Genomic DNA, 13,580 nt, shown 5'->3' on the forward strand with positions numbered 1-13,580 from the left:
CCCGTTACGGAGACGGGTTTCCATCAGCAACTAGAAGAGCATGACTGGCCGGTGGATCGGCGGCTGGTGTACCTGTTCGACGGGCCGGCGCCGTGTCAAACTTCGGTGGTGGCCTCGGAGCTGTCGCCTCTTGTGCTCCTGCATGGCGGAACCTGGTCTGGCGATCAATGGCGGGACATTGCGCCGCTGCTGTCCACCCACCACGACGTATACACACCGTCGGCCCTCGGTCATCGTGGAGGGCCGGTTGCGCAGCGGCGACCCGTCACCATCTGGGACGTCGTCGATGAATCCGAACGCTACCTCGACGAACACGGACTAGGTCGCCCACATTTAGCGGGCCACTCGATGGGTGGATTCACGGCGCTCGAATTGGCGCGCCGTGGCCGGGCCGCTCCGTGTGCGTATTTTCGCCGGGCGGATTGTGGTCCGACGCCCTGCGGGCTCAGGTCGCGAAGAGGGTGCGACGGCAGATAGCGGTAGGTCGCTTGCTGGGTCCCATCAACCGACTTCTGATGAAATCGCCGGGGATGCGCCGACGTTCGTTGACCGATTTGACGTTGCACGGAGATCGACTCAGCTACCAGCGGATCATCGAAATCAACGAAGCGTCGTTTGGATGCACCATCACTGGCGACATCTTCAACAACGCCGACGAACAAGTCGCACCGATGGACCCCCTGCCGTGCCCAATCACCATTGCCTGGACCGAAAAAGACAGAATTCTCCCAGTCGAGCTGTGCGAAGCCATCGCCCGCGACCGCCTACCCCGCGCGACTTTCATCATCCTGCCCGGCCTCCCGCACACCCCGACGATTGACGATCCCGAGTTGGTCGCGAGCACCATCATGGCCGTCACCTGCGCCACAAAGGCATAGCCATCGACGTATCACCTGGCGCGCGTCGCCTCTAGCAACCTAGCTACCGCCCGCGTGACCCTGTTGTCTTCGCTCCATAGGGCGTAGCGTTCAGCGGATCGTAAAGAGGTGATTTCCATGAAGAAATTCATCAGCATTATCGCGGCCTGTGTTGGCACTCTGGTGTTGGCGACCGGTATCGCGCTTCCCAGCGCGGCGGCGGACCCAACCGACGCCCCAGACCCCAACCCGGCCGCGGCTGACCAACCATCCGGGATGCAACCCGACAATCCCTTGGTCCAGTCGATTGTTGAGGGGCAGGACGCGGGGATTCCAGGTCTGGACGTCCTAGCGCAGCCCTAACCGGGTTGGTGCCGCTGCGGTCAGCGTCAGCCCACGCTGGACCATGTCGCCGGAGTGGTGGCCATGGTGATTTCCGCGGAGCTGCCCGGCTCGGCGGCTAACTCTGTCACGGGTACACCCCGTCGCACTCACGATCACGGCCACCGCCGCGATCGCGATCAGCCCATTTCGAGATGCCGCCGTCATCACTGGACCGGCAGCTTGAGAATGCGAAAGTGCAGACCGTCGTTCAGGTAAACGTTGCCCTTGCTGTCGACGGCCACGCTGGAAGGGTCCTCGAGGTCGTTGAATGGCAGCACGATTGGAACGCTCGCGCCCCGATCCAACTCCAACACCCGGTTCGTGCCGAGGTCGACGACATAGACCTGGCCGCTGGTGTCCACCGCCACCTGGGTGGGCCGTTTGAGGCCGGTGAACGGCAGGATGCTCGGGGTCGTTGCGCCTGGCTCCAGCACTTGCACTCGCTTGTCGCCCGAGTCGACGACGTAAACGTCGCCGTTACTGTCCACCGTCACGCCGTCGGGGTCAATAGCGTTGAACGGCAACGTTGTCGGGGTTGCTGAGCCTGGTGCGAGGCGCAGCACTCGCTTGTCGCCCGAGTCGCTGACGTACACGTTGCCCGCGGTGTCAACCGCGACCCCGGCGATCACGTTGAGGTCGGTGAACGGCAGCACTGTGGGACTCATGGTCCCCGGCGTCAACTTCAGCACCCGGTTCTTGTCATCGTCCGTGACATAGAGGTTCCCCGCCGGATCGGCCGCCACGTCGACCGCTCGGCCAAGGCCGTTGTATGGCAAGCGCTTTGGCGTGGTCGTGCCGTCCGCCATCTTCCACACCTGGCCGTAATACAAGTCGAGCACATACACGTTGTCCGCGGCGTCCACCGTTACCCCGGCAAGGTGATTGATCAACTCTCCGAACGGCAGAACAATCTGGGGTGCGAAGGTTCTGGGGTGTGACGGTTGCGTAGTACGTGTAGACGTCGAGGCGGTCGGCGCGCCGGAGCCGGCGGTGGCACATCCCGCCGCGGCAACCCCGATCGCTGCGGTTAGGGCGACAAGGCGAGCCGGCCTTCTCATTTCAAACTTCCTATCGCTGGCCCGGGTAGGGCACGGCGCTGACGACGCCACCGCCGTTGACGGTCTGGCCGAGCAGCACCGTCGAGGTCCCGGCCGAGGGGTTGTAGTCGATCAGTGACTGGCCGCCTCCACACCCGGCCCTCGCTTGGAGATCGAGGTCGCCTCCGTTGACGCCGACCACCACGACGCTGCGGCCCTTGACGCCGGGCACCGAGACCTGGGACGTTGTGCCGTCGTCGTTGAGCTTGGCGACGAACACGACGCCGCACGCGCCCGTGGCCTGCAGGAAGGTGCCCGCCGGGAGCCGCCACGCGTTCAGGTCGCCATAGTCGGGCCCGTGCCCGTCGTTGGGCGCGGTCAGAGCCGTCGGTGTCCCGCCGTCGATAGGCACCAACCACAGCTGCGACCCGGTGGAGGTACCGCAACGGGCGAGGGCAACCCCGCTGTCCCACCAGCGCACAGGCCTGCAGTCCTTCTGCCCCGCTACCGGCAGGGTGTTGCCGGCGACCCCGTCGTTGCCCATCAAAGTCAGGCCGGAGTGTGTGCCCAGCACCAGCTGGGTACCGTCCGGTGTCGAGAGGTACCCCTCGACGTCTTGGCCCAGCGGGTACGTCAGCTGGTGGTTTCCCGCGAGGTCGACGCGTTCGAGCGATGCCGGCCCCGACACATCCGACCTGTCCAGCAGGATTGCCTTGCCGTCCGGGCGTGTGTAGCGAGGCGACGCGTGGCTGCCGTCGATGGCGAACGTTGTTTTCTCGCCGCTGCGCAGGTCGACCTCGGTGACGGCGTTGTGGCCCTTCTCCTCGCTGAGGAACAGGGCACGCGTCCCGTCGCCCGACCAGTCGACCAATCTCGGACGCGAACCCTGGCCCGGCGGCGGGAAGGTGGTGATCGGGTAGCGGCCACCCGCAGGATCGACGAGGTAGAGCGTCGTGGTGGCCGTCTCCCAGGTTGGTGAACCGGGGGGCGGCGATTCACCGGGATGCAAGCCCGGAACCGGGCTCCACATCGCGAGCATCCAACCCGGACCCACTTGCGACCAGGGAACGGTCTCGAGCGGAGCCTCGACGCCGTGCGCCGCCATCGCCGGCGGGCTATCGGGCTCGGTGCGTGCGGTCGGCGCAGGGGCGGTTGCTATTGCGAGCGTGGCGACCGCCAGCGGGAGCGTCGCCGTCGCCATCCGTCGCCGGAACCCGGTGCGCGGACTGGCGTTACGAAGGTCGCCGTCTCCATGGTCTGCGTGATGCGTTGTGTCGAGCATTTTCGTGTCCTTTGAAAATCGTGGCCGTACTGGGCTCCGGCCTGGCCGGCTTTGTGTTGGGGCTGCGTTGCCCGGTCACGTAGAGGCTGCGCCGCATGCCTTGTGTGTTTCTTGCGTCGGGCTTGGCCGGCCGGCCGACCCGGAGTCGACGACTTCCTCAGCAAATGGGTGCGTGGGCGGACCGTGAGCGAGATACTGCGTCGGTACCCGAAGCAATCAAGGGGATGGTGGTGGACTCGCGCGTCGGTATGACGTTCGGCAAATACAACCTCACGCGCCTGCTCGGCAAGGGCGGGGGCGGGGCGGTCTACGAGGCCTTTGACACGGGCAAACAGCGAACTGTCGCAGTGAAGATCCTGGCCGACGAGCTTTCAACCAATCCAACGTTTCGCACCCGATTTCAACGAGAGTCACAGGCGGCGGCGATTCTGCAGGAACCACATGTCATTCCGATCCACGACTGGGGCGAGATCGACGGCAATCTGTACATCGAAATGCGACTGGTGCAGGGGCAGACGCTTCTGGAATTGATCGCGAACGGTCCGCTGACGCCCGCACGCGCCGTGGCCATCACCAGTCAGGTCGCCGCAGCGCTGGATGCCGCACACGGCGAGGGATTGATCCATCGAGACATCAAGCCGCAGAACATCATCGTCACCGCCGCCGACTTTGTGTATCTCGTCGACTTCGGCATAGCCGAGGGCCGAGGCGATCCTCGGCTGACGACGGTGGGAACTCAGATCGGCACGTTGAATTACATGGCGCCCGAACGATTTCGCAACGAAGTGGCCACACCCGCGGTCGACGTCTACTCGCTGGCGTGCGTGTTGTACGAGTCGCTCACCGCAGACGCCCCGTTTGCCGGTGACAGCCTCGAGCATGTGGTGGCGGCCCATCTGGCTTTGCCACCACCGCGACCCAGCGCGGCGAATCCGCGGGTTCCCATTGCGCTCGACGACGTCGTCGCCCGCGGCATGGCCAAACATCCCGACGACCGGTACGGATCGGCGGGCGCCCTGGCCCGTGCGGCCCAACGCGCTTTGGGCAGCGGAGGCGAAAGCACCGACCCCATAGCTTCAGCAGATGACGCATGGACACACGTCGACGGGACTCGACCGCTCTCCGCGGGGGTCCGACCGGGCCGCGCTGCCGCGGAGCCTCGCGACCAAGGTAGGCGCCGATGGGTGCTGCCAAGCGTGATCGCCATAACGGCGGCTCTAGTTCTGGCGGGCATCGGTTTGGACATCGGCCTCTTTGCCGACCGGCCGAGCGCGCAGCAGGAGACCCCCGCGCGTGCTTCGCTGCCTCCGCTGGTGACCGGGCCCGACCTGAGCAGCCTGCACCAGTCCTGCGATCAGGGCTTTTCCTTGCCGAACGCCACGGGTTTCGGCACCCACGCGGGCCGCGGGACCCCCGAAACCTCATGCCTTTTCGCCAACAGCGTCTTGGCCACCTACTGGGCGGAATACGGCAATGCCAGCCCGTTACCTCGGGCCGTCTCGGCACCGGGCGCCGTCGACTGCAAGACCGTGCCCGGTGCGCTGTGCAACGGCTCCAACTTTCTCATGCACTGCCAGCAGCAACCGGGGGACAGCTGGATCACCTGTGTCGGTGGAAGCAGCGCGCGTGTGTACCTGTGGTGAGGGAAAGTCGAACGGATTGCGATCGCTATGACCCATGGCGCGTTGCTGTTTGGGCTCTTGGGACCGTTGCAAATGAGTGCCGACGGTACCGACCTACCGTTGGGCGCGGCGAAACAGCGAGCTGTGTTGGCTTTGCTGCTGATCAACCGCAACCGCACCGTTGCGGTTGATTCGTTGATCGATGCCGCGTGGCAACAAGGCCCGCCGCCCGAGGCTCGAGCGAGCCTGCATGCGCATGTCTCCAGGATCCGCCGATTGATCAGCAGTGCGGGTGCCGATCCCGCCGCGATCCTGGCCAGCATCCAGCCCGGGTATCGGCTGACCGTGCCCGAACAGGATTGCGACCTAGGTCGTTTCACGATCGAAAGCAAGGTAGGAATTGAGGCGGCGGCCGCCGGCCGTTTCGAACAGGCCAGCGGTCACTTGTCGGCCGCGCTGGCCGAGTGGCGCGGACCGGTGCTCGAGGATTTACGTGACTTCCCATTCGTGGACGCCTTCGACGCTGCTCTGACAGAGGACAAGCTGGTGGCGCTCACCGCACGAGCGGAAGCCGAAATGGCTTGCGGCCGAAGCCGTTCGATTATCGGTGAGCTCGAAGCCATGACGGCCGAGCATCCATACCGAGAACCGCTCTGGGCGCAACTGATCACCGCCTACTACCTGACGGAACGCCAATACGACGCGCTCGACACCTACGCGCGGCTCAAGACCGCGCTCGCAGACGATTTGGGCATTGATCCCGGCCCCACATTGCGGCGCCTTCATCAGCGGATCCTTCGCCAAGAACCACTGGACGTCCAACAGGCTGCGCGCGCAACGGCCAAACGCGCAGCGGTGACTCGTCGGCGATCCGCCGAACTTACGCACGAGTCCGTCGTCGCACACCTGCGCGATAGCGACGGAAGACGTTATCCGCTGCGAGGAACAGTCACCAGGATCGGCCGCCTCGCCGAGAATGACATCGTTCTCGACGACGACACCGTCAGTCGCTATCACGCGGTGATCGTTGACACCGGAAACAATTTTGTCATCACCGATCTTCGGTCAGCCAACGGCGTCGACGTGGGGGAGCAGTGCATTCGCGCGAGCGCGACGCTGGCCGATGGCGACCGCATTCGCATCTGCGGCCACGAATTCATCTTCGAAATTGCGCGGTAGTCAACTATGCCGAGGTGTCCCCTCGGCCGTGCAGCCTGGTTGAGCGTCGAAGTAGTACATTCGGTAAGCCAAATCGCCGTTCTGCAATCCCTTGCGACAAGCCTTCGCCCATACCGCGTCGACGAGGAAGGCCGGACTGTAGCCATTCAGCTCCTTGAAGCGCGGCAAACTCTTCTCCAGTCCAAGCGCAACCTGGTCATTGATGACCCTTTCCGAACGGAGCCGCATGGGGCAGTCGCCGAGTTCCTTCTCCCATTGGGCGATACGGTCGCTACGGCGGATATCGGCGTAAAGAAAATGCCCTCCCGGGCGTAGCACGCGTGCCACTTCGGCGAGGAATCGCGGCAACGATGGGTAGCAAAACCCGGCTTCGATATTTACGACGGCGTCGAAGGATTGATCGGGGAACGGTAGGTCCTGGGCGTCGCCTTGGACAAAATTAAGGCCGGGCAGGTCGTGGTTTCTGCGGCAGAAGTCGACGCCAACCGGGTTCAAGTCGAGCCCTGTGTAAGAGGCGGGGGCGAGGGTGCGCGTGAGGTAGGAGGCCCCGCCGCCGTGTCCGCAGCTGACTTCGAGCACGCGTTGGCCGGTGAGATCGACTTGGGTCGCCACGCGGTGATAGAGCTGAATGGAAAACCGGTTGGGCTCGTCGGACGCCTCCAACGGCAGGCCCATCGGGGGGTCTTCCTCGTAACCTGATCCTATGAAGACCAGATCATCGTTGCTGAAGCGGCTGAGCCAGCGAAACCAGTAGTTCGCCAAGAAGCCAAAGGAGTTCCGGGACCGGGCTAATCCTGGGCGTTCCTTGAGGCGCACGGGCAAAGTATGCCACTATGCGCCGCGGCAAATTGGCAAGTCAGCCAAGCACGTTTCAGCCGGAGTTGGCGCGACCGCCACGCGATCCGACGCGGGGCACAAGAGGACGGTACGGAGCGCTTCGCCGTAATGGCCGCGCGAATCCCGACCGGCTCCGTCATTGCTTGTGACATCGTTGAGAAAAACGGCGTGGAAGATAGCAGCAAACCCGTAAACTCCGCGCATGCGCTTCGCCGCATCCTGGATCCTATGGCCGTTGCTCGTTGCTGCGAGCTGTGCGATCACCGCCGCGGGACTACGTCATGGCATCAACGGTTCCATCATCCTCGCCGGCGTCTACTTCAACCTCATGCTGGCGTTGGGCGCCCTCGAGCGTGTGCTGCCGTTCGAGCGCGAATGGGTCCGTTCGGACGGCCAAATCACCCACGACGTGGTCTTCACCCTTATCGGCACCAGCTTGCCTGGCACGCTAGCGGACAGCCTCGTGTTGGCCTGCACCGTCGGCGTGGCGCAGTGGCTCGCCCGCCACGTCGGAGGCTCGTTGTGGCCGCATGACTGGCCCGCCGCGGCGCAGATCGCACTGGTGGTGCTGGTCGGCGACTTCGGCGCGTATTGGGGCCACCGCTCATTTCACAATGTGTCCTGGCTGTGGCCGTATCATGCCGTCCACCACAACGTGCCGCGCCTGTGGTATCTCAACACCGGGCGCATTCATCCCGTCGACTCGGCGCTGATGATGGTGTTCTCGATGGTGCCGTTGTACCTGCTCGGGGCTCCCGAGGACATGGTGGTGTGGCTGTTCTCGTTCACCACTTTCGTCGGCATGTTGTCGCACTGCAACGTCAACCTGCGCTGCGGCACCCTCGACTGGTTGTTTTGCACCCCGGGAGTTCACCGCTGGCATCACTCGCGCCTAATCACCGAGAGCAACAACAACTACGGCGAAATCACCATGGTTTGGGACGTGCTGTTTCGCACGCACTATCGCCAACAAAGGCGGCCGCCATGCGATATAGGTACCAGCACACCGATACCGGCGGACATCGTGGGGCAGTTTGTGGCGCCGCTGCGGCTGAGCTGGCAGGCAGCGACGGACCGCCCGGCGCCATCCGCACGCATACGAAAACCTCTGCGTTATACGCATTTTCGTGATCATTCGGTGGCACCGCTACGGCTGTCGCGGCCGTAGCAGATTCATCCCCGCTGTCCAGCTGCAAAGTGTCGCGCTTGCGTGGGCTGCGGCAGGGGTACTCGGCTGAGCAATATGACGAAAATTTCCGATCCAAGCACGGACGACATCGACCCTTGTGTGCGCGTTTACGGGACGCGGGTCCACAATCTGCGGGGCGTCGACGTCGTAGCGCCGCGTGACGCGCTGGTCGCGTTCACCGGAATCTCCGGCTCCGGCAAATCCTCGTTGGCCTTCGGGACCATCTATGCCGAGGCCCAGCGCCGCTACTTCGAATCGGTCGCTCCGTACGCCCGTCGCCTGCTGTTGCCGACCGGCGCGCCAAAGGTCGATGACATCACCGGGCTCCCGCCTGCAGTCGCACTGCAGCAGCGCCGTGGTTCAGCGACGTCGCGGTCGACGGTCGGCACCGTCACCACCCTGTCGAACCTGCTGAGGATGCTGTTCTCCCGCGCCGGGACCTATCCACGGGGCGCCACGGAACGACTGGACTCCGATGCGTTCTCGCCGAACACGGCGGTGGGGGCCTGCCCGGAATGCCACGGGCTGGGACGAATCCATCGGGTGACCGAAGAGACACTGGTACCGGACCCGTCGCTGACCATCCGCGAAGGTGCCGTCGCCGCATGGCCCGGCGCATGGCAGGGCCAAAACCTACGTGACATCCTCGTCACGCTGGGATATGACATCGACAAGCCATGGCGCAAACTCCCTAAGCGCCAACGCGATTGGATTCTGTTCACCGACGAGCAGCCAACAGTCGAAATCGATCCCAGCCAGCACCCAGTGCAGGCCGACTATTACTACAACGGCACGTTCTCCAGCGCCGAACGCCACGTCCGCCACACATTGGCTAACTCCCACAGCCCGATGATGCGTCGTCGCGTACTGCAATTCGTTGACAGCGTCGAGTGCCCAGTATGCGACGGTTCCGGGCTGCGGCCGGAGGCGCTCAGGGTGACGTTCGCCGGACGCACCATCGCCGAATACACGGCGATGCCGCTGTCCGACCTTGCTGACACGTTGCGCCCGACGGCTTCTCGGACCGATGCCGTTGCCGCTTACGAGTCAACACAATCCGGTGAGCTGACCGAGGTGGCGACCATGATCGCCGCCGACCTGGTCGCACGCCTGCAGGTACTCATCGATCTCGGCCTTGGCTATCTCACTCTTAGTCGCCGCACTCCGACGGTGTCACCCGGCGAACTGCAGCGGTTGCGGCTGGCCACTCAGCTGCGCGCCGGATTGTTCGGCGTGCTCTATGTGCTCGACGAGCCGTCGGCTGGACTGCACCCCGCCGATGCCGAACCACTACTCGAGGTGCTCGATCGCCTTCGACGCGCAGGCAATTCGTTATTCGTGGTGGAGCACGACATGGACGTGGTACGCCGCGCCGACTGGGTTGTCGACGTTGGACCTGGGGCGGGGGAGCTTGGCGGGGCTGTGCTGTACAGCGGGCCGGTGCCGGGTCTGGCCGATATCGAGGGGTCGGTCACTCGTAGGTACCTATTCGACGGGTCCAAGCCGCCGTTTCGCCAGGCCCGCACGAGGTCGGGACAGCTGCGGCTGCGCGGAATCTGCTTCCACAATTTGAGAGACCTTGATGTGGACCTGCCACTTGGCGTGTACACCGCGGTCACCGGAGTGTCCGGTTCAGGCAAGTCGACGCTCGTCGTCAAGGTCCTCGGCGATGTCGTGAGAAGCCATCTCGGCACGGGACGGATTGTCGAGCCGACCGACTCCGATGACGACGCAACGGACGGCGGGATCGTCGATCTCGATCACGACGCGAGCGTCGGGGTGGCGGCAGAGGGGACCGACAAGATCAACCGGTTGGTATCGGTCGACCAGCGCCCGATCGGACGCACGCCGCGGTCGACGCTGGCGACCTACACTGGCTTGTTCGACGCCGTCCGCCGCGAATTCGCTGCGACCCCAAAGGCGCGCCGCCGGGGTTGGACAGCGGGCAGGTTTTCCTTCAATGTGGCCGAAGGTCGCTGTCCCACCTGCCAGGGGGAGGGATTCGTTTCAGTCGAATTGTTGTTCCTGCCGGGCACATACGCGACATGTCCGGCGTGTCACGGAGCGCGTTACTCCGACGAGACGCTCGAGGTGCGTTATCGCGACCGCACGATCGCCGACGTGCTGGCGATGACCGTCGATGAGGCGTCGGAGTTTTTTGCCGACGTCGTCAACGCAGCGCGGAGCCTGACCACCCTGCAGGAAGTCGGGCTGGGGTATCTCCGTCTTGGACAGCCCGCGACCGAGCTGTCGGGTGGCGAGGCGCAGCGAATCAAGCTCGCCTCCGAGCTGCAGAGGCCCCGGCGGGGGCATACTCTCTATGTCCTCGACGAGCCGACCACCGGGCTTCACCCCGCCGATGTGGATCTGCTTGATCGTCAGCTGCACCGCCTGGTCGACGCGGGCAATACGGTCGTGGTAGCCGAACACGACATGCGGATGGTCGCGGGTGCGGACTGGGTGATCGACCTGGGACCGGGAGCCGGCAGCGACGGCGGTCGGGTCGTTGCGGCGGGGCCGCCGAAGAAGGTGGCACGCGCGAAACACAGTCGTACGGCGCCCTATTTGGCGACAGCAGTTGGCGCTGTGTGATTTTCGGTGAGAAGGCCGTTGATCGAATTGTCAACGCTCTTGCTGAGTCCGAGTCACATCCGCGCATAGCGGCTCAGGGCGAAGCTGTACAGGCCGTAAGCGGCAAACCCGCATCCTGCCAGAAGGATCAGCACTGTGCCGAATGGGGCTTCCCGCAACGTTTTCACCGCGCCATCGAGACCCGTCGCCTTCGATGGGTCAGCGCGAACGGAGGCGACGACCACCAAGAGGCCGGCCCCGGCCAAGACCACACCTTCGGCGACGTACCCACAAAAACCCAGAGCAGTCATCGCCCGCCCGGGCGACACGGTGAGATCGTTGCAGAACTTCCGCGATGCTCCTTTGAAGGCGAAGTAGCTGCCGATTGCGACGATGACGAGCCCGACCGTAATGAGGGCCAGTTTGCCCTGCGTGGACTGCATCAACCGAGCGCTAAGCCCGGCGTTTTGAGCGGCGCTAGATTTGCGCCCGCCCAGCGCGAACTGCGTCGCGGTGATTGCGACCGCTGCATACACAATGGCGAGGCCGAAAGCCTTGAGCCGGTTCACTATTCGAAAATCTTGGGGATCCCGCCGGCGTTCCGCTGGGTGGAGGCCGACAACGGTCTCCGCAAGCCGCCACAGCGTCAGGGGAACCAGCGCCACCGCGACTGCCCACAGCGCGACGAAACCACCGGTGGTATCGGCGAGAGTTTTCAGCGCGCCCGTCTGATCAGCATCACCGTTGCCTCCGAAGGCTATGCGGACGACGAGGTAAGCGATCAATAGGTGCATCAGCCCACTGATGAGATACCCGACGCGGGCCGCGATCTGCGCGGCCCGCTCAGATGTAGCGCGTCGCACGGCATCGCTGGGACTGATCGCCCCTGCCATTTCGCTGGCGTTCCCCGCCTTGTTCCGGGTTTTATCCGCGCCGCTCATCGGGGTGTCTTTCTCTTTGGATGCAAAATGATGGGCCCAGTGGCGACTACCCATTTTGCTGGTGCGCCACGCGCGCCGCGCAGGCCCTGACACAGCCGGTACGGCCGGGACCGGTGAAGACTTCCGCCGCGCCGCCTCGAATTTATACCGTTCAATGTGGCGGGCAGTGTTAGATGGTGACGAAGTCCGCCATCATGGCCATGTCCTCATGCTCAAGGTTATGGCAGTGAACGAGGTAGTTGCCGTGATAATCGGTGAACCGGACGATTACCTCGACCGCTTCGGACGGCGCGACGTCAACGGTGTCTTTCCATCCGTGATCGTAATTTCCCGCTGGCTTATTGTTGCGCGTCAATACCTGAAAATGGTTGAGGTGGACATGGATCGGGTGACGGATGTCGGTGATGAAGCGCCAGACCTCGATGTCGCCGAGGCGCGGGGTCGCCTGGGGGACACCAGGCTGATATGGCTTGTTGTTGATCATCCACACGCCGCCGCGGCCCTGACCGAACAGAAAGGTGCGGGTCGTCCTGGCGCGACTGCGCTCTAAGGCGACGACGCTTTCGCTGAGCCGCTGCGGAACTGTTGAGTCGTCTGATCGGTCGGTGCCGACCACGTCAAACCGCATGATCTGTCTGCTCGGCCCTGCGCCCACCGTATTGACCAGTTGTATCTGGGTGCCGGGCCGATACCTTGAGAAGTCGGTGATGACGTCGAAGCGTTCGGCCGGGGCGATGTCGATGGCGTGATGGTTGAGCGGGCCGGCCAATAGACCTCCGTCGCTGCCGATCTGGACGAATGACGATCCCGCAGGAGGTGGCGGATCGAGCTGGAGCCTGTAACGGCGTGCGTTGGACGCGTTGAGTATTCGAAATCGGTATCGCGCGGGATCGGCATGCAGCACCGGCCATGGCGCACCATTGACCAAGATGACGTCGCCAAGCACACCGTTCATGTATTCAGTCGCAACGTCACCGGCTTCGGTGAGTGGATATTGGAAGGCGCCATCCGCGGCGAATGACCGATCGGCGATCATCAGCGGGATATCACGAGGTCCATTCGGCAGCGGCAGACTCTGTTCTTCATCATCTCGGACGATGTGGAAGCCGGCGAGTCCTCGCCAAACGGATTGGCCGGTATAGCTCATGCGATGGTCGTGGTACCACAGTGTCGCCGCGCGTTGTTGCATCGGGTAGATGTATTCGCGTTGTCCGACAACGGAGTTGCGCGACATCCCATGAACCATATGGGTGTGCGCACTCATGCTTTCCGGCGTTTGCGGATCGATGAGGTCAAGCGGATAACCGTCATGGTCGGGCGGGGTATGGCCGCCATGTAAGTGCACTGCAACGGGCACGGGTAGGGTGTTGCGGTGACGAATCACGGTGCGCCGGCCGGTGCGTGACATGATGGTCGGGCCCGGAAATGTTCCGCCGTATGTCCAAGCCCTTGTGATCATGCCGGGCAGTATTGCGAGTTCGGCGACCTGCTGGGTGATGGCGTAATAGTCAGTAGCCGTATCGCTTGCAACCGGGGCAAGCTGTCTCGGTATTGGCAGCTGTGCCTGGTAGCGCGGTGGCAACGGCACTCGACTGGGCAGTACCCTGCCCGGCTCAGGGGACCCCAACACCGTCCGGGCCACCGGCCATTCGGCAGCGACGATTCCGACACCTGCGGTGAG

12 protein-coding genes are annotated in these 13,580 nt (G+C 63.9%); 7 read left to right on the forward strand and 5 right to left on the reverse strand.

What is annotated here, in order from left to right; translation table 11 throughout:
* Positions 1-132: 132 nt before the first annotated feature.
* The 3 genes from A5652_RS28265 (at position 133) to A5652_RS00990 (ending at position 1,220) form a co-directional block, all read left to right on the forward strand.
* Positions 133-477 carry an alpha/beta fold hydrolase gene (locus A5652_RS28265; RefSeq protein ID WP_232001054.1) on the forward strand — a complete coding sequence of 115 codons (345 nt, stop codon included), beginning with the start codon at positions 133-135 and terminating at the stop codon, positions 475-477.
* Between the two features lie 53 nt (positions 478-530).
* Positions 531-878, forward strand: a complete 348-nt coding sequence (locus A5652_RS28270; RefSeq protein ID WP_232001052.1) for an alpha/beta fold hydrolase — start codon at positions 531-533, stop codon at positions 876-878.
* 117 nt (positions 879-995) lie between these two features.
* Positions 996-1,220 carry a hypothetical protein gene (locus tag A5652_RS00990; RefSeq protein WP_156745081.1) on the forward strand — a complete coding sequence of 75 codons (225 nt, stop codon included), beginning with the start codon at positions 996-998 and terminating at the stop codon, positions 1,218-1,220.
* Between the two features lie 185 nt (positions 1,221-1,405).
* On the opposite strand, the gene A5652_RS00995 is transcribed toward A5652_RS00990, so the two are convergent.
* Positions 1,406-2,131 (reverse strand): NHL repeat-containing protein, encoded by a 726-nt coding sequence (locus tag A5652_RS00995; protein WP_197513686.1) that lies wholly within the window; start codon positions 2,129-2,131, stop codon positions 1,406-1,408.
* Between the two features lie 178 nt (positions 2,132-2,309).
* Positions 2,310-3,560, reverse strand: a complete 1,251-nt coding sequence (locus A5652_RS01000; protein WP_232001053.1) for a hypothetical protein — start codon at positions 3,558-3,560, stop codon at positions 2,310-2,312.
* A 230-nt stretch (positions 3,561-3,790) separates the two neighbouring features.
* Here A5652_RS01000 and A5652_RS01005 point away from each other — a divergent pair, with 230 nt between their 5' ends.
* Positions 3,791-5,203: a serine/threonine-protein kinase gene (locus tag A5652_RS01005; protein ID WP_369805706.1), complete on the forward strand. Its 1,413-nt coding sequence runs from the start codon at positions 3,791-3,793 to the stop codon at positions 5,201-5,203.
* A gap of 27 nt (positions 5,204-5,230) precedes the next feature.
* Positions 5,231-6,361 (forward strand): BTAD domain-containing putative transcriptional regulator, encoded by a 1,131-nt coding sequence (locus tag A5652_RS01010; protein WP_067345673.1) that lies wholly within the window; start codon positions 5,231-5,233, stop codon positions 6,359-6,361.
* Here A5652_RS01010 and A5652_RS01015 read toward each other — a convergent pair whose 3' ends face one another.
* Entirely contained in the window at positions 6,362-7,123 is a 762-nt protein-coding gene (locus A5652_RS01015) for a phthiotriol/phenolphthiotriol dimycocerosates methyltransferase (protein WP_232001055.1), read from the reverse strand.
* Positions 7,124-7,400: 277 nt separating this feature from the next.
* On the opposite strand from A5652_RS01015, the gene A5652_RS01020 reads away from it, so the two are divergent.
* Positions 7,401-8,366 carry a sterol desaturase family protein gene (locus tag A5652_RS01020; RefSeq protein ID WP_067345677.1) on the forward strand — a complete coding sequence of 322 codons (966 nt, stop codon included), beginning with the start codon at positions 7,401-7,403 and terminating at the stop codon, positions 8,364-8,366.
* 75 nt (positions 8,367-8,441) lie between these two features.
* The gene (locus tag A5652_RS01025) at positions 8,442-10,979 is read left to right on the forward strand and encodes an excinuclease ABC subunit UvrA (RefSeq protein ID WP_067345687.1); all 2,538 of its coding nucleotides are present in this window, start codon (positions 8,442-8,444) and stop codon (positions 10,977-10,979) included.
* Between the two features lie 53 nt (positions 10,980-11,032).
* On the opposite strand, the gene A5652_RS01030 is transcribed toward A5652_RS01025, so the two are convergent.
* A complete protein-coding gene (locus tag A5652_RS01030) occupies positions 11,033-11,851 on the reverse strand; it encodes a DUF1206 domain-containing protein (RefSeq protein WP_067345695.1) in 819 nt (272 codons plus the stop codon).
* Between the two features lie 217 nt (positions 11,852-12,068).
* A partial coding sequence (locus tag A5652_RS01035; RefSeq protein WP_067345696.1) for a multicopper oxidase family protein occupies positions 12,069-13,580 on the reverse strand: 1,512 nt, incomplete at its 5' end.

This window comes from Mycobacterium sp. 1165178.9 (genome assembly GCF_001673555.1).
Classification (GTDB): Bacteria; Actinomycetota; Actinomycetes; order Mycobacteriales; family Mycobacteriaceae; genus Mycobacterium.

What these genes read in the sequence shown, in the direction of transcription:
- A5652_RS28270 (WP_232001052.1), top strand. Translation starts at nt 531, where the DNA reads ATGCGCCGACGTTCGTTGACCGATTTGACGTTGCACGGAGATCGACTC.
- A5652_RS00990 (WP_156745081.1), top strand. Translation starts at nt 996, where the DNA reads ATGAAGAAATTCATCAGCATTATCGCGGCCTGTGTTGGCACTCTGGTG.
- A5652_RS01000 (WP_232001053.1), bottom strand. Translation starts at nt 3,560, where the DNA reads ATGCTCGACACAACGCATCACGCAGACCATGGAGACGGCGACCTTCGT.
- A5652_RS01010 (WP_067345673.1), top strand. Translation starts at nt 5,231, where the DNA reads ATGACCCATGGCGCGTTGCTGTTTGGGCTCTTGGGACCGTTGCAAATG.
- A5652_RS01020 (WP_067345677.1), top strand. Translation starts at nt 7,401, where the DNA reads ATGCGCTTCGCCGCATCCTGGATCCTATGGCCGTTGCTCGTTGCTGCG.
- A5652_RS01025 (WP_067345687.1), top strand. Translation starts at nt 8,442, where the DNA reads ATGACGAAAATTTCCGATCCAAGCACGGACGACATCGACCCTTGTGTG.
- A5652_RS01030 (WP_067345695.1), bottom strand. Translation starts at nt 11,851, where the DNA reads ATGGCAGGGGCGATCAGTCCCAGCGATGCCGTGCGACGCGCTACATCT.